Raw genomic sequence first — 20,434 nt, forward strand, 5'->3', positions numbered from 1 at the left:
GAGGTATGGGGTCTACAGGAACCCCACCGGGTCCACATCCACCTGCACCCGCACGGAATTCGGCAGCCTCACCCGTTCCAGCCATTCCCGCAGCAGCGGCTGCACCTGCACATCCTTCCGCGCCTTCAGCAGCAGCCGCCGCCGGTGCCGGCCGCGCAGCAGCGCCAGCGGAGCCGGCGCGGGGCCGAGCACCTCCACCCCCTCCCCCCGCGGCGCCGCCAGGCCGAGGTCGCGGGCGGCGCGATCGGCCTCCCGCTCATCCTCCGAGCTGACGATCAGCGCGGCGAGGCGCCCGAAGGGCGGCCAATGGCCGGGGCGGCGGCCTTCGGCCTCGGCCTGCATGAAGGCCTCGAAATCATGCGAGACGAGCGCCTGCATCACCGGATGGTCCGGGTTGAAGGTCTGCATCAGCACCCGCCCCGGCGCCTCCGCCCGCCCGGCGCGGCCGGCCACCTGGTGCAGCAATTGCAGCGTGCGCTCCGCCGCCCGCAGGTCGCCGCCGGCCAGGCCGAGATCGGCATCCACCACGCCGACCAGCGTCAGCCCCGGAAAATGCCAGCCCTTGGCGACGATCTGCGTGCCGATGATCAGATCCACCTGCCGGTCCGAGATCGCCGCCGCGGCCGCCGCGGCCGCCGCCGGGCCGGGGATGGTGTCGCTGGCCATGACGATGCGGCGGGCATCGGGGAACAGCGCGGTGGCTTCCTCCACCACCCGCTCCACCCCCGGCCCCACCGGGGTCAGCGTGCCGGGGGCGTTGCATTCGGGGCAGGTGGGCGGAATTGGTTCCGCATGGCCGCAATGGTGGCATTGCAGGCGCTTCTGGGCACGGTGTTCCACCAGCCAGGCGGTGCAGTTCGGGCAGCGCATGCGGTGGCCGCAGGCGCGGCACAGGGTGAGCGGCGCATAGCCGCGGCGGTTGAGGAACAGCATCGCCTGCTCGCCGCGCGCCAGCGTGTCCCGGATCGCCTCCACCAGCACCGGCGAGAGAAAGCGGCCGCGTTCGGGCGGCGATTTTCGCAGATCCAGCGCCTCGACCCGCGCCATGCCCGCGGTGCCATGCCGTTCCGGCAGGTCGAGATGCCGGTAGCGGCCGGATTCCACATTGTTCAGCGTCTCCAGCGATGGCGTGGCGGAGACCAGCACGCAGGTCGCCTGCGACAGCCGGGCACGCACCACCGCCATGTCGCGAGCGTGGTAGACCACGCCTTCCTCCTGCTTGAAGGCGGTCTCGTGCTCCTCATCCACCACGATCAGGCCGAGATCGGGGAAGGGCAGGAACAGGGCGGAACGGGCGCCGACCAGCACCGAAACCTCACCCTCCGCCACCGCGCGCCAGGTCCTGGCCCGGGTCTTCGTGCCGAGTTCGGAATGCCACAGCGCCGGGTCCACGCCGAAGCGGTGGCGGAAGCGCTCCAGCCATTGCGCGGACAATGCGATCTCCGGCAGCAGTACCAGCGCCTGGCGGCCTTCGCGCAGGCATTCGGCCACCGCATCCAGATAGACCTCGGTCTTGCCGGAGCCGGTGACGCCGGTCAGCAGGGTCACGCCGAAATCCCGCCCCGCCACCTGCGCCCGCAGCGCCGCCGCGGCAGCATCCTGCTCCGTCCCCAGCACCGGGCCGGGCAGGTCGAGGTCCGGCGGGGTGAAGGCACGGCCGGGCGGCAGCAGGGCCGGCACCAGCATCCCGGCATCGGCCAGCCCCCGCACCACGGCGGATGAGACCCCGGCCGCGGCGGCCAGTTCCGCCCCGGCCATCACCTGCCCCGGCCGCAAGGCGGCCAGCACGCGGGCCCGGCCAGGTGTCAGGCGCGCCGGAGGTTCCGCATTGGCCAATTGCCAGCCGGCGCGGGCGGGCGGCGGCTCCAGCGCCGCCGGGGCGCTCATCGCCATGCGCAGCACGGCACCGGGTGGGCTGAGTGTGTAGGCGGCAACCCAGGTGACGAAGCGGCGCAGCGTTTCCGTCATCGGCGGCGCGTCCAGCAGCCCGGCCACGTCGCGCAGCTTCGCCTCCGGCAGATCGGGGTCCGCGGGGCCGTCCCAAGCCACGCCCACCAGCTGCCGCCCGCCCAGCGGCACCACCACGAAGTCACCCGGCTGCACCGCCAGCCCGGCCGGAATTCGGTAATCATAGGCCCCGGCTGCCAAAGGAAGCGGCAGCAGCACACGGATTCGTGGCATGGAAGACACGCCTGCCGGTTGGTTCGGCTGCGATGACTTCCACCGGGGCGGCTGCATGCTATAAACTCCCGGTCGAACGAAAGCGAAACAAAACCACATTCGCCGCAGCTTTCCCGGCAAGCACCGGAACGCCTGCATCAAGGGAATCGACCTGCATGAAGTTTTTCGTGGATACCGCTGATGTCGCCGAAATCCGGGCCTTGGCGGAATCCGGGATGGTGGATGGTGTGACCACCAACCCCAGCCTGATCGCCAAATCCGGTCGCAAGATGTCCGAGGTCATCGCCGAGATCTGCGCCATCACGGAGGGCCCGGTCAGCGCGGAGGTCACGGCCACCGATTTCGCCGGCATGCTGGCGGAGGGGAAGTACCTGCGCGACATCGCCGCCAACGTCGCGGTGAAGGTGCCGCTGACGGAGGCTGGGCTGCGGACCTGCCGGGCGCTGTCGAATGAGGGTACGCCGGTCAATGTCACCCTCTGCTTCTCCGCCGCCCAGGCCCTGCTGGCGGCAAAGGCGGGGGCTGCCTTCATCTCGCCCTTCGTCGGCCGGCTGGACGACATCGCCCATGACGGCATGACGCTGATCGGCGACATCGTCCAGATCTACCGCAACTACCCGGGCATCAAGACGGAAGTGCTCGTCGCCTCCGTCCGCCACCCGATCCACCTGGTGCAGTCCGCCAAGCTCGGCGCCCATGTGGCAACCCTGCCGCCTTCCGTCATCCGGCAGTTGCTGAAGCACCCGCTGACCGATAGCGGGCTGTCCGCCTTCCTCGCCGATTGGGCCAAGACGGGGCAAAGCATCCTGTGAGTACAACCGCCGCGACCATCCTCGACCCAGGAGACGATCCGATGGCCGAGGCGGTCGCGGCGTATCTGCTGGAACACCCCGACTTCCTGGCCAAACGGCCGGATCTCTACCGCACCCTGGCACCGCCGCGCCGGGTGTATGGCGAAAACATGGCGGACCACATGGTCGCCATGGTCGCCGCAGAACGCAGCCGCACCCGCGGGCTGGAGGCCGAGGTGCAGGCCGCCGTAACGGATGGCCGCGCCGGCGCGACGCTGGTGATGTGCGTGCGGCTGGCGGTGCTGGCGCTGATGCGGTCCCGCGATGTGATGGAGACCGTGACCCAGGAACTGCCCGCCTTGCTGCGGGTGGATAGCTGCACCCTGCTGAGCGAGCCCGCCACGCCCGAAGCGACCTTCGGCTTCCGCCGCGCCGGCTTCCTGCCCATGCCGCCCGGCAGCCTGGCCCGCCTGGTCGGCCGCGGCCGGGATGCCCGGGTGCGGACCGAGGTGACAGAGGCCGTCATGCTGCATGCGGAAGCCGCGGGGCTGGTGACGCGGGACGCGTTGGTGCGCGTGCCGCTGGCCTGTGGCACCCCCTGCCTGCTGGCGCTCGGCGCGCGCGATGCGGCGTCCCTGCCGACGCGGCAGACGGCGACGACGCTGGCCTTCCTCGGCCGCATCGTGGCGGCGGCGCTCTCTCGCTGAGATGACCGGTCCGCTGAGATGACCGGTCCGCCGAAATGAACGGCCCACTGAGATGACCGGCGCCGAGGCCCTGGCAGGGTGGCTGGCGGCCCTGGCGGAGGAACGCCGGGCCAGCCCGCATACGGTGGAGGCCTATGCCGCCGACCTTTCCCTGTTCCTCGGCTTCCTGACCCGGCATCTGGGCGAGGAGCCGGATGTGGCGGCACTCGGCGCGCTGCGGCCGACCGATCTGCGTGCCTTCCTGGCGGACCGTGCAGCAAAGGGGGATGGCAACACCACCCGCGCCCGGCGCCTCGCCGCGCTGCGCAGTTTCCTGCGGCATCTGGCGCGCCGGCACGGCCAGCCCACCACCGCGCTCGCCGGCCTGCGCGGCCCGCGCGCCGCCCGCCCCGTGCCGCGCGCCCTGACCGCCGCCGATGCGCGGGAAGCGGTGACCGGCATCGGCGCGGTGCATGACCCGGACCGGGCCGAACAGCCGCGGATGCAGGCGGCGCGCGACGTCGCGCTGTTCACCCTGCTGTATGGCTGCGGATTGCGGATTGCCGAGGCGCTGGCGCTTCAGGTGGCCGATGCGCCGCGCCCCGGCGCCGCCGGCGCGCTGCGCGTGACCGGCAAGGGCAACAAGCAGCGCCTGGTGCCGGTGCTGCCGGCGGTGCGGGCGGCGATGGGCGAATGGCTGGCGGAGCACCCCGACCCCCGGCCGGACGCGCCACTGTTCCTCGGCGCGCGCGGGGCGCGGCTGGACCCTGCGGTGGCGCAGCGATCCCTGCGCCACTGGCGCCGCCTTGCGGGCTTGCCGGAACATGCCACGCCGCACGCCCTGCGGCATTCCTTCGCCACCCATCTGCTGGGTGGCGGAGCGGATCTGCGGGCGATCCAGGAATTGCTGGGCCATGCCAGCCTGTCGACCACGCAACGCTACACCAGCGTGGATGCGACGGCGCTGCTGGAGACCTGGCGCGCCGCGCATCCGCGGGCGGATTGATACAAGATCCCGGTCCGAGGCCAGGACGCAGTGACAGGAACATGCGGCCGGCCGAGGCGCCGAGCGGCGCCCGCCGCTTCCGCGTCACGCCGCAGGTCTGCCTCCGGCACAACCTGGCCAAGCCGCCGGAGGGGGCGCCGGCGCTTGAGCTGGTATGACTAGCCGGCGCGCGGCGCCTGCAGGGCCTGCGCGCGCTGCAGATGCTGGCGGATCGCCGGCAGATTGGTCTCGGCGAAGGTCTTCAGCGCCGTCACCTCGCCATTCTGGGCATAGGATTGGTACAGCGTCGCCAGTTCCTGCTGCGCCTCGACCTGCATCTGCACATACCAGCGGTTCAGCTCATCGCCTTCGTAGTTCCGCAGGCTGGCCAGCCTGGCCTGCATCCGGTCATCGCCGCTGGAGGGCTGGCGGGTGGAGGCTTCCGGCAAAGCCAGCAACGCCGCCGTGTTCGTCGTGCCGAAGCTGACCAGATCCTCCGCCAGCTGGCGGATCTGCGGATGGGTGCTCTTCTCCAGCAGATACTGGCTGGACTGGATGGCGAAGTTGTTGCCGATGATGGAGCGCTCGACAAAGGCGTTGGCGCCGACGCCCGTGCCGCTCAGCAGGTCCAGCACCGTGGTCGGGCGGTCCTGGGCCATCAGCGGCAGCGTGGGCAGCAGCATGGCGCCGGCAAGGAAAAGGCTGCGTCGGTTCATCATGGGGTCTCCTGGGTACGTGTCGTTCGTATCCAGCAAACGTCGCAGGGGCCGCCGGGTTGCCGCCGCCGTGGTGACAGGCGGGCTACCCGGCGCGGCCGAAGATCCGCCGGGACCGGTCGCGCAGCCCCTGCATGGTGCGGTCCGCGCGCAGGATCATCCGCGTTTCCATCACCTCCACCTTCGCCACCGCCCCCGGCCAGCGCGTGCCGGCCCAGCTCAGTCCGCGATGTGCCCAATGGTATTGGTGGCGCAGCACGAACAGGCCGAGCACCAGGAAAACCAGCCCCGGCAGAATGGGCAGCAGGCCGCCAAGCGGCGCCAGGGCGATCAACGACCATCCCGCGCATTTGCGCCGGAGGGAGGGGCGATATTCCATCATGTTGTCGCAGATGGTCCCGCCACAACCCCGGTGCAACGCCCCGCCACGGCCGCGTCCGCTGCCTCATGCACCATGCGGTAGTCCTGGTCCCGCGGCAGGTCGAGCCGACGGTCGCTGGAGACATACAGCCGCTCCACCGTCCCTTCCGGCCCCGGCGTGCCCACCTTTTCCCCGCGCCCATTATGGATGCCGAGGCGGGTGCCGGCGTAGCGGCGATGCGGCACCTCCAGCACATGCAGGAAGCCGCGCCCGGCCAGCATGCGCTCCAGCTCCGCCCGCGCCAGGAATCCCTCCGCGCCGAAGGACACCACCAGGGTGCGGGCGCGCAGGTTGGTCACCAGCCGGGCGAAGGCGGGCCCGATGCCGGCGCGGGTGTTGAAGGCGCTGCGCCGGGTGCGGCAATCCACGCGCTTCTGCGCCCGGCCATAAACCTCCGGCCGGTCCCAGCGCACCAGCGTCTCCCACAGATGGTAGTTCGACAGATAGGCGTGCTGGTCATAGGGCGGGTCGAGATAGGCCACGTCGCATTCGATGGCGCCCGCCAGCGAAACCGCATCCTCGGCGAGCGCCAGGCAGGGACCGGCGGCCGGGCGGGGCAGCAATTCGGGCCGGCGCAGCACCAGCGGCTTAAGGGCGCGGGGCGCCAGGTCCCGCATGAAGGACATCTGGTGGCCGGCGCAGCTATCCACCCGGTCCGCCGCCTGGATCAGCGCGGTCAGCAGGATGGCGCGCAGCTCCGGCGCCGGCTCCAGCCGCTCGATCGCGTCCCGCATCGCCTCCAGCCGCGCGGCATTCACCGGGTGCAGGTAGCGCGCCGTCTCGGCATAGGTGGCGGTGAACCAGCCCGGCGCGGGCGGCAGATGCGACAGATCCGCCAGGATCCTGTCGGCACGCTCGGCCCATATCCCTGCATCGGCCTGCACCAGGCCGCAGGCGAGGGTCTGGGCGAAGGGCAGCTCATCATTTGCCAGCACGCGCCAGCCGGCCGCCTTCAGCGCATGGGCAACCCGGGCGGAGCCGGAAAACAGATCCGCCACCACCGCCCGATCCCCGGCCGCGGCCCCCACCGCCCGCAGGATCTGCGGCAACAACCCCCGCTTCGAGCCCAGGTATTTTATCATGCTGCCGCGGGCCACTGGCGTAGAGGGCCGGCCATTTTGCGGGGGCAGGGACCGGTGGGACCGCGCCGCAGACGCGGGGAAGGCGAGCGCCTCACTCCCCGCTTGCGCTGACGGCGCGGCAACGCGCCGAGGCCGCGAATGCGGCCCGCGCCCAGACCATCTTGCCTGCCCGCGCACCAGTGCACCGGCGCGCAAGGCAAGGCGGCGGAGCCGCCGCCCGCCGCCTGAGGGCACCTAAATATGCAAAGCCCGACCGCTGACGGCCAGCGCGGCTTCCTTCACCGATTCATTCAGCGAGGGATGCGCGTGGCAGGTGCGTGCCACATCCTCGGCGCTCGCGCCGAATTCCATGGCGATGGCGATCTCGGCGATCAGCGTGCCGGCATCCGGGCCGATGATATGCGCGCCCAGCACGCGGTCCGTGGTCTTGTCGGCCAGGATCTTCACGAATCCGTCCATGTCGCCCATGGCGCGGGCGCGGGCATTCGCCATGAAGGGGAACTTGCCGACATTGTATTCGGCGCCGCGGGCCTTCAACTGTTCCTCGGTCTCGCCGATGCTGGCCACTTCCGGCCAAGTGTAGACCACGCCGGGAATCGCATTGTAGTTCACATGGCCATGCTGGCCGGCGAGGATCTCGGCCATCGCCACGCCCTCCTCCTCCGCCTTATGCGCCAGCATCGGGCCGACAATGGCATCGCCGATGGCATAGAGGCCGGGGATGTTTGTGGCGTAATGCGCATCCGTCACCACGCGGCCACGCTCATCCAGCGCCACGCCGATCTCCTTCAGGCCGAGGCCGCCGGTGAAGGCACGCCGGCCGATGGCGACCAGCACGACATCCGCCTTAAGCGTCTCCGCAGCGCCGCCCGCGGCCGGCTCCAACGTCAGGGTCACGCCGTCCTTGTCCTTGCTGGCGCCGGTGACCTTGGTCTTCAGCTTGGTCTGGATGCCCTGCTTGCCCAGCACCCGCTCGAACAGCTTGCCCACCTCGGTGTCCATGCCGGGCACCAGGCGGTCGAGGAACTCCACCACCGTCACCTCGGCGCCCAGGCGGCGCCAGACGCTGCCGAGCTCCAGGCCGATATAGCCGCCGCCGATCACCACCAGATGGCCCGGCACCTTCTCCAGCTCCAGCCCGCCGGTGGAGGTGACGATCTGCTTCTCGTCGACCTCGACGCCCGGCAGCGGGATGCTCTCGCTGCCCGTGGCGATGACGATGTTCTTCGCGGTGTAGGTGGTGCCGTCCACCGTCACCTGACCCGGCGCGGGGATGCTGGCGGCGCCCTTCAGCCAGGTCACCTTGTTCTTCTTGAACAGGAACTCGATGCCCTTGGTGTTGGCGGCCACCACCTCCCCCTTGCGGGCCTGCATCCGCGCCAGGTCGATCTTCACGCCTTCCACCATCACGCCATGGTCGGCCAGCTTGTGCTTGGTTTCCTCGTAATGCTCGGAGGAATGCAGCAGCGCCTTGGAGGGGATGCAGCCGACATTGAGGCAGGTGCCGCCCAGCGTCGCCCGCTTCTCCACGCAGGCGACCTTCATGCCGAGCTGGGCCGCGCGGATGGCGCAGACATAGCCGCCGGGGCCGGCACCGATGACGATGAGGTCGAAGCTCTCGGACATGAAGAAGGATCCTGCGAAATCTGCGCGGACCATAGCCCGCGGCCCGCGCGGTGCAAGTCGCGGCAGGATCGCAAGCGCGATCAAGCCGGCTTCGGGCAGGATGGCGGCGTGCAAGGAGCCCTCGATGGCCACGAAGAATCTCACCCGGCAGGATTACGGACGGCGCATCGCGCGGGCGATCGCGCTGATCGCGGCCGACCCGGCGCGCAACACCGGGCTTGAGGAACTGGCCGCGGCGGCGGCCTTCAGCCCCTTCCACTTCCACCGCATCTACCGCGAGATCACCGGCGAGACCCCGGCCGAGACCCTGGCGCGCGAACGCCTGTCCCGCGCCGCGGGGCTGCTGGTGCGCGGCGCGCTGCCGGTGGCGGCCGTGGCGAAGGCCAGCGGCTATGGCTCCGCGGCGGCCTTCACCCGTGCCTTCCGCGCCGCCTACGGCATTCCGCCGGCGGCCTATCGCGACGCCGGGGGCATCGGCCTGCCGCACCCGCCCACATCCCGGCAACAGGATTCCGCCATGTTCGAGGTCACCATCCGCCAGGAACCGGCCCTGCGCCTGGCCGCCCTGCCGCATCGGGGCGCCTATGGCGCCATCGGCACGGTCTATGACCGGCTGACGGCCTGGGCCGGCGCCCGCGGCCTGATCACCCCGGCCACGCGGTTCATCGCGCTGTACCATGATGACCCGCAATCGGTGCCGGAGGCGCAGTTGCGCTCCGATGCCGGGATGGTGGTGCCGGAGGCGGTTGCGGGCAGCGAGGGCGTGCAGATCCTGGACCTGCCGGCCACGCGCCTGGCGGTGCTGGTCTTCAAGGGCCCCTATGCGGAGCTGGAGGGCGCCTATCGCTGGCTGTACCGCGACTGGCTGCCGGCGAGCGGGCAGGAACCGGCCGACCAGCCGGCGCGCGAGGAATATCTGAACGACCCGCGCAGCCTGCCGCCGGCCGAATGGCTGACCGCGGTGATGCTGCCGCTGCGACCGGGCGCCTGACCCTCAGGCGAGCAGCGCGCCCGCCAGCAGCCCCAGCCCGAAGACTCCGGCCGCCATCGAGGTCATCCCCCACCAGCGTTCCGGGGTGAAGCCGCCGGCAAAGGCGAAGACGGCGCCGAGCAGATAGGCGCCCGCCCCCTCCGCCACACCCACCCGCACCATCACCACCAGCGGCCCGATGGTGGCGAGCAGCCCGGCCAGGGTGCCGAGGCCGCGCCAGATGCGGTCCGTGCGCGGATCGGGCCGCAGGGCGGGCTCGCCGCGGGCGCGGTATTCGAGGGCGGCGCAGAGCGCGAGGAAGCCGAAGGCGAGGAACAGCATGGGGGCGCCTCGGCGGGGGGATGTTGCCTGCCCCCACCCAACCCTCAACCGTAAACGGGGGAGGGTCCGGGTGGGGGCTAGGCTGACCTCACAGGTCCAGCATCAACCGGCGCGGATCCTCGATGCTTTCCTTCACGCGCACCAGGAAGCTGACCGCTTCCTTGCCGTCCACGATTCGGTGGTCGTAGCTCAGCGCGGTGTACATCATCGGCCGGATCTCGACCTTGCCGCCCACCGCCATCGGGCGCTCCTGGATCTTGTGCATGCCCAGGATGCCGGACTGCGGCGGGTTCAGGATCGGCGTCGACATCAGCGACCCGTAGATGCCGCCATTGGTGATGGTGAAGCTGCCGCCGGTCAGGTCTTCCAGCTTCAGCGCGCCATCACGTGCCTTGCGGCCGAGGCCGCCGATGGTCTTCTCGATCTCGGCGAAGCTCATCGCATCCGCATTGCGGACCACGGGCACCACCAGGCCGGAGGGGCCGCCGACGGCGATGCCCATATGGACGGCGTGCTTGTAGACGATCTCGTCGCCATCGATCTCGGCGTTCACCGCCGGGAATTCCTTCAGCGCCGCGACGCAGGCCTTCACGAAGAAGGACATGAAGCCGAGCTTCACGCCGTGCTTCTTCTCGAAGGCGTCCTTGTATTCGGACCGCAGCGCCATCGCCGCGCCCATATCCACCTCGTTGAAGGTGGTCAGCATGGCGGCGGTGTTCTGGGCTTCCTTCAGGCGGCGCGCGATGGTCAGGCGCAGCCGGGTCATCTTCACCCGCTCCTCACCCGATTCCAGGGCGCGCGGCGCCTTGGCGGCGGGGGCTGCGGCGGGCTTGGCAAGGAAGGCGAGCACATCGCCCTTGGTGACGCGGCCATCTTTGCCCGTGCCGGCACCCACCTGCGCCTGGGTCACGCCGGCATCGGCCATCGCCTTGGTCGCGGCCGGGCCATTGGCGGCACCTTCCGCGGGGCGGGAGACCGGGCCCGGGGCGGGCTGTGGCGCTTCGGCCTTGGGCGGCGCCGGCGCGGCGGCGGCGGGCTTCGGCGCGGCGGGGGCGGCGCCGGGCTTGGCGGCCGCGCCCTCGGCGATGCTGCCGATCACGGCGCCGGCCTCGACCTCGGCGCCCTCATCGGCGCTGATGCTCTCCAGCACGCCGGCGACGGCGGCATTGACCTCCACCGTGACCTTGTCGGTCTCCAGCTCCACCAGCGGCTCATCCATCGCAACGGACTCGCCGGCCTTCTTCAGCCATCGCGCCACGGTGGCGGAGGAGACGCTTTCCCCGAGCGGGGGCACCACGATATCGGTCATCTGTCCTGCCTTCTGCCTGGGGGGACGCTCACGAAAGGCCGAGCGCCTCGCGCACCAGGGTTTCCTGCTGCTGCTGGTGAACCTTGGCGAGGCCCGTCGCGGGGCTCGCCGCCTCGGCGCGGCCCACATAGATCGGGCGCTTCGCCTTGATCTCGATGTCGCGCAGCACGCCTTCGATCTTGCGGTCGATATAGGTCCAGGCGCCCATATTCTCGGGCTCCTCCTGGCACCAGACCACTTCCGCATTGCGATAGGGCGCGAGCGTCTTGGACAGCGTCGTCTTGGCGAAGGGGTAGAGCTGCTCGACGCGGATGATCGCCACGTCCTTCACACCCTTCTCCCGCCGCTCCGCCAGCAGGTCGTAATAGACCTTTCCGGTGCAGAGCACGACGCGCTTGACCTTGTCCTCCGCCACCAGGGCATCGGTTTCCGGGATGACGTACTGGAAGGCGCTGCCCGGGCCGAAATCGGCCAGCGACGACACCGCCATCTTGTGGCGCAGCAGCGACTTCGGCGTCATCAGCACCAGCGGCTTGCGGTAGTTCGCCTTCAGCTGGCGGCGCAGCGCGTGGTAGTAGTTGGCCGGTGTCGTCAGGTTGCCGACGCGCATGTTGCGCTCGGCGCACAGCTGCAGCCAGCGTTCCAGACGGGCGGAGGAATGCTCCGGCCCCTGGCCTTCGTAGCCATGCGGCAGCAGCATCACCAGGCCGGACATGCGCAGCCACTTGGTCTCGGCGGACGCGATGAACTGGTCGATGATGACCTGCGCGCCATTGGCGAAGTCGCCGAACTGCGCTTCCCACAGCACCAGGGTGCGCGGGTCCGCCAGGGTGTAGCCGTATTCGAAGCCGAGCACGCCCATTTCCGACAGCAGGCTGTTGAAGGCCTCGAATTTCGGCTGGCCGGCGCGGATATTGTTCAGCGGGACGTATTCCGCCTGGGTCTTCTGGTCCACCAGATGGGCATGGCGCTGGCTGAAGGTGCCACGCTGCACATCCTCACCGGACAGGCGCACACGGTGGCCTTCCAGCAGCAGGGTGCCGAAGGCCAGCGCCTCGCCGGTCGACCAGTCGATGCCCTCGCCGGTCTCGATGGCGTTCTTCTTCGCCTCAAGCTGGCGGATGATCTTCGGGTTGGCGCCGAAATCGGACGGCACGCGGGCCAGTGCCGCGCCCACTTCGCGCAGCTCGTCGAGGCCCACCGCGGTCTCGTGCAGCCGCTCGACATCCTCGCCGACCGTCACGGCCTTGAGGCCGGACCAATGGCCTTCCAGCCAATCCGCCTTGTTCGGCTTGAAGCTGGTGGCCGCCTGGAAGGCTTCCTCCAGCTGGGCGTTGAAGGCATCCAGCACCGACTTCGATTCCTCGGCCGGCACGCTGCCCTCCTTCGCCAGCTTCTCGGCGTAGAGGGTGCGGGTGGTCTTCATCTCGCGGATGCGGCCATACATGATCGGCTGCGTGAAGGCCGGCTCGTCCGTCTCGTTATGGCCGTGGCGGCGGTAGCAGACGATGTCGAGCACGAAATCCGCGCCGAACTGCATGCGGAACTCGGCCGCCATGCGGGCGCAGAACACCACCGCTTCGGCGTCGTCGCCATTCACATGCAGGATCGGCACCTGGATGCTTTTCGCCACGTCGGTGCAGTACAGGCCGGAATAGGCATGCGCCGGGACGGTGGTGAAGCCGATCTGGTTGTTGGTGACGATGTGGATGGTGCCGCCGGTGCGGTAGCCGATGAGCTGGCTCATCGCCAGCGTCTCATACACCAGGCCCTGGCCGGCGAAGGCCGCATCGCCATGCAACAGGATGCCGAGGACGGAACGCCGCCCCTTGGTGTCGCCTGCCATGTCCTGCCGCGCGCGCACCTTGCCCACCACCACCGGGTCCACCGCTTCGAGGTGCGACGGATTAGGCTGGAGGGACAGGTGCACCATGCGCCCGGCCACCTCGATATCGGTCGAGGTGCCGAGGTGGTACTTCACGTCGCCGGAGCCCTGCACATCCTCGGGCGTCGCGGCATTGCCCTTGAACTCGCTGAACACGGCCGCGAAGGGCTTCTTCACCACATTGACCAGCACGTTCAGCCGGCCGCGATGGGCCATGCCGATCGAGACCTCGTTGACCCCGCCGGCGGCGGCGACCTCGATCACCGACTGGATCGCCGGGATGGTGGATTCACCGCCCTCCAGCCCGAAGCGCTTGGTGGTGGCGTATTTCTTGGCGCAGAAGGCCTCGAAGCCCTCGGCCTCGGTCAGCTGCCGCAGGATCTGGCGCTTGGCCTGGCCGTCGAAGGCCTTGACCCAGGGCGCACCCTCGATCCGGCGCTGGATCCAGGATTTCTGCTCCGGGTCCTGGATGTGCATGAATTCGGTGCCGATGGAGCCGCAATAGCTGGCGCGGCAGATCTGCAGGATCTCGCGCAGCGTCGCGTATTCGCGGCCCAGCACGAAATCCAGGAAGATCGGCCGGTCCATATCGGCATCGGTGAAGCCGTAGGTCTTGGGGTCCAGCTCCGGATGCGGCTTCAGCACCTGCAGGCCGAGCGGGTCGAGCTGCGCTTCCAGATGGCCCCGCACGCGGTAGCTGCGGATCAGCATCAGGGCGCGGATGGAATCCAACACCGCCCGCTGGGCGGCCGCCTTGTCCACCGTATTGGCGGCCGGCGCTGCCGCCGCCTTGTCGCCCTTGCCCTTCGGCGCCGCGGCCGGAGGCTCGGGGTCCGGGCCAAAGGCACCGCGCAGCCGTGGCGCCCAGCTGGCGCCGACCGCATCCGTCAGCACCGAACGGGCTTCGTCGTTCAGCGCCCCGAACAGCTCGGCGAAGGAGGGATCGACGCTGTCCGGCTTCTCCGCCCATCGGGCATAGAGGTCGGCGAGGTAGGCGGCATTCGCGCCCGACATCGCGCTTGCGAGGACATCCACTCCGGCCATTTCCGTCTCCGTTGCGCCAGCCTCGGTTCGGGCGGCGCGCCGCACATAGATAGGGCACCAGGCCCGTCGCCGTCAGGCCCCAAGCCAGGAGCCTGACGCGACCCAGGTGACCGTTACGTTACTTCTTGAGCGCCTTCACCATGGTCGAACCCAGGGCGGAGGGGCTGTCGGCGACATGAATGCCGGCTTTCGCCATCGCTTCCATCTTCGCCGCCGCCGTGTCGTTGCCGCCCGAAATCACCGCGCCGGCATGGCCCATGCGGCGGCCCGGAGGGGCGGTGGCGCCGGCGATGAAGCCGACCACCGGCTTGTTCGGCTTGCCCGGTCCGAAATTATGCTCGGCCAGGTATTCGGCGCCGATCACCTCGGACTGGCCGCCGATCTCGCCGATCATGATGATGGACTGCGTCTCGTCATCGGCCAGGAACAGCTTCAGCACATCGATGAAGTCCATGCCCTTCACCGGGTCGCCGCCGATGCCGACGCAGGAGGACTGGCCGAGGCCGGCCGCCGTGGTCTGCGCCACCGCCTCATAGGTCAGGGTGCCGGAGCGGGAGACGATGCCGACCGAGCCGCGGCGATGGATATGGCCCGGCATGATGCCGATCTTGCAGGCATCCGGCGTGATGACGCCCGGGCAGTTCGGCCCGACCAGCAGCGACTTGGAGCCGGAGAGCGCGCGCTTCACCTTCACCATGTCGAGCACCGGAATGCCCTCCGTGATGCAGATGATCAGCGGCATCTCGGCGTCGATCGCTTCCAGGATCGCATCCGCCGCGAAGGGGGCGGGGACGTAGATGACGGTGGCATTCGCGCCCGTCGCATCCCGGCATTCCACCACGGTGTTGAACACCGGCAGGTTCAGCTCGGGGTGCATCGTGCCGCCCTTGCCGGGGGTCGTGCCGCCGACATAGGTGCTGCCATAGGCAATGCCCTGGCTGGCATGGAAGGTGCCCTGGGCGCCGGTGAAGCCCTGGGTCATGACGCGGGTGTTGGCGTCGATCAGAACGGCCATGGTCTTAGGCTCCCTTGACCGCGGCCACGACCTTCTGGGCCGCATCCGCGAGGTTGTCGGCCGCGATGATGGCGAGCCCGGATTCGGCGAGGATCTTCTTGCCGAGGTCCACATTGGTGCCCTCGAGCCGCACGACCAGCGGCACCGACAGCTTCAGGTTCTTGGAAGCTTCCACGATGCCATTGGCGATCATGTCGCACTTGGCGATGCCGCCGAAGATGTTGACCAGGATCGCCTTGACGTTGACGTCGGAGGTGATGATCCGGAACGCTTCCGTCACCCGCGCCGCATTGGCGGTGCCGCCGACATCGAGGAAGTTGGCGGGGGAGGAGCCGTACAGTTTGATGATGTCCATGGTGGCCATCGCCAGGCCGGCGCCATTCACCATGCAGCCGATCTCGCCATCGAGCGCCACATAGTTCAGGTCGTTGTTGACCGCGTCGAGTTCCTTCGGGTCCATCTCGCTGTCATCGCGCAGCGCCTCGAGGTCCTTGTGGCGGAACAGCGCGCTCTCGTCGAAGGACACCTTGGCATCCAGCGCGACGATGTCGCCCTTGCCGGTCACGACCAGCGGGTTGATCTCGACGATCGCGCAGTCGAGTTCCAGGAAGGCGCCATACAGCGCCAGGACGAACTTCTGGAACGCCGCGACCTGCTTGCCCTCGAGGCCGAGGCCGAAGGCGAGCTTGCGGGCGTGGTAGGGGAAGATGCCCGAGGCCGGGTCGATCGCGACCTTCAGGATCTTCTCGGGGTGGTCATGCGCCACCTCCTCGATCTCCATGCCGCCCTCGGTCGAGGCCATCACCGTCACGCGGCTGGTCTCGCGGTCGATCAGCAGGCCGAGATACAGCTCCCGCTTGATGTCGCAGCCATCTTCCACGAAGACGCGGGACACCAGCTTGCCCTGCTCGCCGGTCTGCTTGGTGACCAGCACATTGCCGAGCATCGCCTCGGCGGCTTCCTTCACGGCCTCAATCGACTTGACGACGCGGACGCCGCCCTTGCCGTTCGGGTCGTTGGTGAAGCGGCCGGCGCCACGGCCACCGGCGTGGATCTGCGACTTCACGACATAGACGGGGCCGGGCAGCTTCTTGGCCGCTTCCACGGCCTCATCCGCCGTCCAGGCCACATGGCCCTCCAGCACCGCAACGCCGTAGCGGCGCAGCAATTCCTTCGCCTGGTATTCGTGGATGTTCATCCGATGTCTCCGGCAAGCAGGGCGCCAAAAAAGCCAGCGGCCCGACGCCTTCAAGGCATGCGGGGCCGCCGGCGGTAGGTCTCAGACGCCGAGCGCCTTGAAATCCGCGACCAGCTTCTTCACCGCGTCACAGGACTTGTCGAAGGCGGCCTTTTCCTCCGCCGTGAACTGCACTTCCATGATCTTCTCGACGCCGCCGGCGCCGATCACCACGGGCACGCCCACGTAGAAGTCGTTCTGGCCGTATTCGCCATTCAGCATCACGGCGCAGGGCAGCACGCGCTTCTTGTCCAGCAGGTAGCTCTCAGCCATCGCGATGGCGGACGCGGCCGGCGCGTAGAAGGCGGAGCCCTTCTCCAGCAGCTTCACGATCTCACCGCCGCCATTCGCCGTGCGGGCGACGATCGCGTCGATCTTTTCCTGCGTGGTCCAGCCCATCTTGATCAGGTCGGGCACCGGCACGCCGGCCACGGTGGAGTAGCGGGTCAGCGGCACCATGGTGTCGCCATGGCCACCCAGCACGAAGGCCGTGACATCCTCGACGGACACGCCGAATTCCTGCGCCAGGAACAGGCGGAAGCGGCTGGAATCCAGCACGCCGGCCATGCCCACCACCTTCTCCGCCGGCAGGCCGGAGCGCTGCTGCAGCACCCAGACCATGACATCGAGCGGGTTGGTGATGCAGATGACGAAGGCGTCCGGGGCATACTGCTTGATGCCCTCGGCCACCTGGCCGATGACGCCGGCATTTTTCGTCAATAGGTCATCACGGCTCATACCGGGCATGCGGGGAAATCCCGCCGTGACGATGACGACATCGGCGCCCTCGATCGCGCTGTAGTCGCCCGTTCCGGACATGGCACTATCAAAACCATCCACCGGGCCGGACTGCATGATGTCCAGCGCCTTGCCGGCGGCGACGCCCGGGAAGACGTCGAACAGGACGACGTCGCCCAGCTCCTTCAGGCCGATCAGGTGGGCGAGCGTGCCGCCGATGTTGCCGGCGCCAATGAGCGCGATCTTCTTGCGGGACATGCAGCGGTCCTTGCCTTGTGGTGCTTCGCAGGGATTTCAAGGTGCGCCATCAGGCGCGCCCTGCGGGGCTTCCTACTCCCGCCCCGCAGGCCGGGCAAGGCGGCGCTGCGTGTCTCGGGTGTGGATTGGGCCGCTTGTGGCGTGCCCGGGGCGGTCATTCCCGCCTTTGGAAGCCGGTCAGGTCAGAGCGGCATGCAGCGGACGATGTCGTCATGCCCGCGTGCGAGGGTGGCGAAGGTGCCAACCGGGCAGTCCCGCTGCGTCATGGTCATCGCCGGCAGCCCGGCCTGCCAGCCGGCAATGCCGTTCCCGCGTGAGATGGTGGCGGCGGCGGCGCCGCGCACCACCACGCCGCTGCGCTGGGTGCGCACATCGCCGCGGCGCACCGGGCTCTGCCCGGTGCTGGCCTGGGTCCGGGCGGGACGCGCGGCGGCGCGGCTGGTGGCGCGGCTCGTGGTGGCGCGGGTCGTGGTTGCGGCGCGGCTGGTGGGCCGGGGCGCGTTGCGTGCCGTGGTGCTGGCGGCGGCACGCGGGGTGGTCGTGGCGCGCGACGTGGCGCGGGTGGAGGCGCGGGTCGCGGGGCTGGCTGCGGTGTTCGTTCTACTCACCGCCGCGCCGCTTCGTTCGTCCCGTCTTGCGGCATCGGCCGCCTGCGGGGCCAAGACAAGCACAGTCAGCAGGGCGAGCAGGATCGTCCGCATGCGAGAATAGTCCCCCAATCAACACCACTCCGGCGTAACGACCGGCAGCAGCCCCCCGAGCCAGGAAATGGCCCAATGCGCGTTACTAGACTGAGGCGCCCGTGGCCTGTCAACGCGCATTTCAGGATGTTACGTGAGGTGGGCGAGACCAAGCCAATCCTGGCTTTGCATCTCATTCAGCCGGCTCGCCGTTCTGGCAAACATGGCAGCATTATGACCTTCTTCATGCAGCCGGTCCGGCACCGCCTGTGCACTGGCCAATAACTTCACCCGATGCTCGTAAAGCGCATCGACCAATGTGATGAAGCGCCGGGCGCGGTCGAAATTCTCCGGATTGAGGCGCGGCACGCCATCCAACACCAGCGTATGAAAATGCGTTGCGATGGCGAGATAATCTGCCGGGCCGAGCGGCTGGCCGCACAGCGACTCGAAATCGAACCGCGCCACGCCGCGCGCCGCCTGCGGAACGGCCAGGCTGCGCCCGAGCAAGGTCAGCCGGGTCGGCTTGCCATATTTCTCGCCGGTCAGTTCCTCGAAGGCGGCATCCAGCGCCCGCGTCGCCCGCTCATCCGCCGGCACATGCCAGGTGGGCAGGGCGCGCACCCGGTCGCGGCGATAGTCCCGCGCGGCTTCCAGCGTCAGCACTTCCAGCCGGCGGGAGATCAGGCCGATGAAGGGCAGGAAGGCATCGCGCCCGGGGCGGCCCTTGAACAGGTCGGCGGGTGCCGTGTTGGAGGTCGCCACCACCACCGTGCCGCGGGCGAACAGCGCCTGGAACAGCCGGCCAAGAATCATGGCGTCCGCGATGTCGTGCACCTGGAATTCGTCGAAGCACAGCAGCGCGGCTTCCGCCGTGATGGCATCGGCCAGCGGCGGGATCGGGTCCGCGGTGTCGCCGTGCTGCTTCTTCCAGGCATGGATGCGCCGGTGCACGTCCTGCATGAATTGATGAAAATGGATGCGCCGCTTGCGGGTGACCTCCGCCGTTTCGAAGAACAGATCCATCAGCATGGATTTGCCGCGACCCACCTCACCCACCAGGTAAAGGCCCATCGGCGTGCCGGCGGGCGCTTCCTCGGCCGCCACCGGCTTGCGGCGGGTGAAGCGGGCGAAGAAGCCGCCCTTTTCCGGCTCCTCCGGATGCGGGTCGTAGCCCCGGGTGCGGCGCCAGAGGTCCTGCAGCACCTCCACCGCCCGGGCCTGGGCCGGGTCGGCGGCGAGTGCGCCTTCGGCGATGCGGGCACGGTAGGTCGCCAGCGGGCTGCCGCTCGGAGCCCCGCCGGCAGGATGCGGCCGATCGTTCATTGCCGCGCGATACCGCGAGATGCCGTTCGCGGCAACGCCAGCTTCGGCGATTGACGCACCCCCGACGCACCCCGCAGCCTTCGCCGCATGACCACCCCCGCCACCGCCGCGCTGCTCTATGCCTCCGATGCCTACGATACGTCGCGCCCGCGGCTGATGGGGCGCCATGCGGCGGGGGAGGGTTTTCTGAAGGCGCTGATCCAGCATGCGGGCTTCGACCGGCTGGTGGCGCTGGTCCGCACGGCGGAGGACGAAGCGGCCTTCCGCGCCCAGTGCGCAGCTCTCGGTGCCTCCATGCCGCTGGAGACGGTGGCGGAGACGGAGCTGCACCGCCTGGCCGAGACCGGCTGCCTGATGCTGCCCGGGCCGGAGCTGGCCCACCATGCCTGGCGGCGGCGGCGCACCGGCCCGGCGCGCGGCTTTTCCCTGGTGGGCCTGACCCACACCATCGCCTCCGCCAGCGCCATGGACAGCCTGGCGGATCTGCTGGTGGCGCCGCTGCAGCCCTGGGATGCGGTGATCTGCACCTCCGCTGCCATACGCGGCGCCGTGCAGCGGCTTTGGCAGGCGGAGGGCGCATATCTGGCGCGCCGCCTCGGCGCGACACGGCTGGAGGGGCCGGCGCTGCCCGTGATCCCGCTCGGCGTCGACGTGCCGGCGCTGGCGCGCGACCCGGCGGCGCGGGCGGCCTGGCGGGGCAGGCTGGGCGTCGCGGAGAGCGATGTCGTGGTGCTGCATCACGGACGGCTGTCCTTCCACGCCAAGGCGCATCCGCTGCCGATGTTCCTGGCCCTTGGCCGCGCCGCCGCGGCCGCGCCGCCCGGCGTCGCCGTGCATCTGGTGCTGTCCGGCTGGTTCGCGGATGAGGTGCAGCGCAACGCCTTCAAGGCGCTGGCCAGCGCGCTGTGCCCGCATCTCGTGGTGCATCACGTGGATGGCCGGCGGCCGGAGGTGCGACGGGCGATCTGGTCGGCGGCGGATGTGTTCACCCTGCTGTCCGACAACATCCAGGAAAGCTTCGGCCTGGCCCCGGTGGAGGCGCAGGCTGCCGGGCTGCCTGTGGTCGCCACGGATTGGGACGGGCTGCGGGATACGGTGGTGCAGGGCGTGACCGGCTTCCGCATCCCCACCCTGATGGCCGG

General features: G+C 69.5%; 18 protein-coding genes. 5 read left to right on the top strand and 13 right to left on the bottom strand.

Translation table 11 applies throughout. From position 1 onward, the window contains the following. Positions 1–12 precede the first annotated feature (12 nt). Positions 13–2,181 carry a primosomal protein N' gene (locus tag Q8S40_RS02785; RefSeq protein ID WP_304809970.1) on the bottom strand — a complete coding sequence of 723 codons (2,169 nt, stop codon included), beginning with the start codon at positions 2,179–2,181 and terminating at the stop codon, positions 13–15. 155 nt (positions 2,182–2,336) lie between these two features. Here Q8S40_RS02785 and fsa point away from each other — a divergent pair, with 155 nt between their 5' ends. The 3 genes from fsa to Q8S40_RS02800 are packed head-to-tail and all read left to right on the top strand — an operon-like array spanning position 2,337 to position 4,664. After that, on the top strand, positions 2,337–2,993 hold the full coding sequence (gene fsa / locus Q8S40_RS02790; protein WP_304809972.1) for a fructose-6-phosphate aldolase: 657 nt from the start codon (positions 2,337–2,339) through the stop codon (positions 2,991–2,993). Positions 2,994–3,034: 41 nt separating this feature from the next. Beyond that, positions 3,035–3,679 (top strand): DUF484 family protein, encoded by a 645-nt coding sequence (locus Q8S40_RS02795; RefSeq protein ID WP_304809974.1) that lies wholly within the window; start codon positions 3,035–3,037, stop codon positions 3,677–3,679. Between the two features lie 52 nt (positions 3,680–3,731). Continuing rightward, positions 3,732–4,664, top strand: a complete 933-nt coding sequence (locus Q8S40_RS02800; RefSeq protein WP_305669207.1) for a tyrosine recombinase XerC — start codon at positions 3,732–3,734, stop codon at positions 4,662–4,664. Between the two features lie 158 nt (positions 4,665–4,822). Here Q8S40_RS02800 and Q8S40_RS02805 read toward each other — a convergent pair whose 3' ends face one another. The 4 genes from Q8S40_RS02805 to lpdA form a co-directional block, all read right to left on the bottom strand. Further along, entirely contained in the window at positions 4,823–5,359 is a 537-nt protein-coding gene (locus tag Q8S40_RS02805; RefSeq protein ID WP_304809979.1) for a DUF4142 domain-containing protein, read from the bottom strand. 85 nt (positions 5,360–5,444) lie between these two features. Then, positions 5,445–5,741 (bottom strand): hypothetical protein, encoded by a 297-nt coding sequence (locus Q8S40_RS02810; RefSeq protein WP_305669208.1) that lies wholly within the window; start codon positions 5,739–5,741, stop codon positions 5,445–5,447. Then, complete coding sequence (locus tag Q8S40_RS02815; protein WP_305669209.1) at positions 5,738–6,862, bottom strand: DNA adenine methylase; 1,125 nt, start codon at positions 6,860–6,862, stop codon at positions 5,738–5,740. Before Q8S40_RS02815 ends, Q8S40_RS02810 begins: the two co-directional genes overlap by 4 nt. 234 nt (positions 6,863–7,096) lie before the next feature. Beyond that, positions 7,097–8,488 carry a dihydrolipoyl dehydrogenase gene (lpdA, locus tag Q8S40_RS02820; RefSeq protein ID WP_305669210.1) on the bottom strand — a complete coding sequence of 464 codons (1,392 nt, stop codon included), beginning with the start codon at positions 8,486–8,488 and terminating at the stop codon, positions 7,097–7,099. 124 nt (positions 8,489–8,612) lie between these two features. Here lpdA and Q8S40_RS02825 point away from each other — a divergent pair, with 124 nt between their 5' ends. Beyond that, a complete protein-coding gene (locus tag Q8S40_RS02825; protein ID WP_305669211.1) occupies positions 8,613–9,479 on the top strand; it encodes a GyrI-like domain-containing protein in 867 nt (288 codons plus the stop codon). 3 nt (positions 9,480–9,482) lie between these two features. Here the strand turns inward: Q8S40_RS02825 and Q8S40_RS02830 are convergent, their stop codons facing one another. The 8 genes from Q8S40_RS02830 to zapE form a co-directional block, all read right to left on the bottom strand. Further along, positions 9,483–9,800: a hypothetical protein gene (locus Q8S40_RS02830; protein WP_304809989.1), complete on the bottom strand. Its 318-nt coding sequence runs from the start codon at positions 9,798–9,800 to the stop codon at positions 9,483–9,485. Positions 9,801–9,888: 88 nt separating this feature from the next. After that, positions 9,889–11,109 carry a 2-oxoglutarate dehydrogenase complex dihydrolipoyllysine-residue succinyltransferase gene (odhB, locus tag Q8S40_RS02835; RefSeq protein ID WP_305669212.1) on the bottom strand — a complete coding sequence of 407 codons (1,221 nt, stop codon included), beginning with the start codon at positions 11,107–11,109 and terminating at the stop codon, positions 9,889–9,891. Positions 11,110–11,137: 28 nt separating this feature from the next. Further along, positions 11,138–14,038 carry a 2-oxoglutarate dehydrogenase E1 component gene (locus Q8S40_RS02840; RefSeq protein WP_304809993.1) on the bottom strand — a complete coding sequence of 967 codons (2,901 nt, stop codon included), beginning with the start codon at positions 14,036–14,038 and terminating at the stop codon, positions 11,138–11,140. A 118-nt stretch (positions 14,039–14,156) separates the two neighbouring features. After that, positions 14,157–15,053, bottom strand: coding sequence for a succinate--CoA ligase subunit alpha (gene sucD, locus Q8S40_RS02845; RefSeq protein ID WP_304809994.1), 897 nt, complete (start codon positions 15,051–15,053; stop codon positions 14,157–14,159). 4 nt (positions 15,054–15,057) lie between these two features. Further along, entirely contained in the window at positions 15,058–16,305 is a 1,248-nt protein-coding gene (gene sucC, locus Q8S40_RS02850; protein ID WP_305669213.1) for an ADP-forming succinate--CoA ligase subunit beta, read from the bottom strand. Between the two features lie 27 nt (positions 16,306–16,332). Beyond that, positions 16,333–17,286 carry a malate dehydrogenase gene (mdh, locus tag Q8S40_RS02855; RefSeq protein ID WP_305669214.1) on the bottom strand — a complete coding sequence of 318 codons (954 nt, stop codon included), beginning with the start codon at positions 17,284–17,286 and terminating at the stop codon, positions 16,333–16,335. Positions 17,287–17,468: 182 nt separating this feature from the next. Further along, complete coding sequence (locus Q8S40_RS02860; protein WP_305669215.1) at positions 17,469–17,894, bottom strand: hypothetical protein; 426 nt, start codon at positions 17,892–17,894, stop codon at positions 17,469–17,471. 222 nt (positions 17,895–18,116) lie between these two features. Then, positions 18,117–19,292, bottom strand: a complete 1,176-nt coding sequence (gene zapE, locus Q8S40_RS02865) for a cell division protein ZapE (protein ID WP_304810003.1) — start codon at positions 19,290–19,292, stop codon at positions 18,117–18,119. A gap of 87 nt (positions 19,293–19,379) precedes the next feature. Between zapE and Q8S40_RS02870 the strand changes: the two genes are divergently transcribed. Beyond that, positions 19,380–20,434 (top strand): glycosyltransferase (locus Q8S40_RS02870; protein ID WP_305669216.1); only part of this gene is annotated, 1,055 nt, incomplete at its 3' end.

The sequence above is a fragment of the Falsiroseomonas sp. genome (genome assembly GCF_030695085.1).
In the GTDB taxonomy this organism is placed as follows: Bacteria; Pseudomonadota; Alphaproteobacteria; order Acetobacterales; family Acetobacteraceae; genus Falsiroseomonas.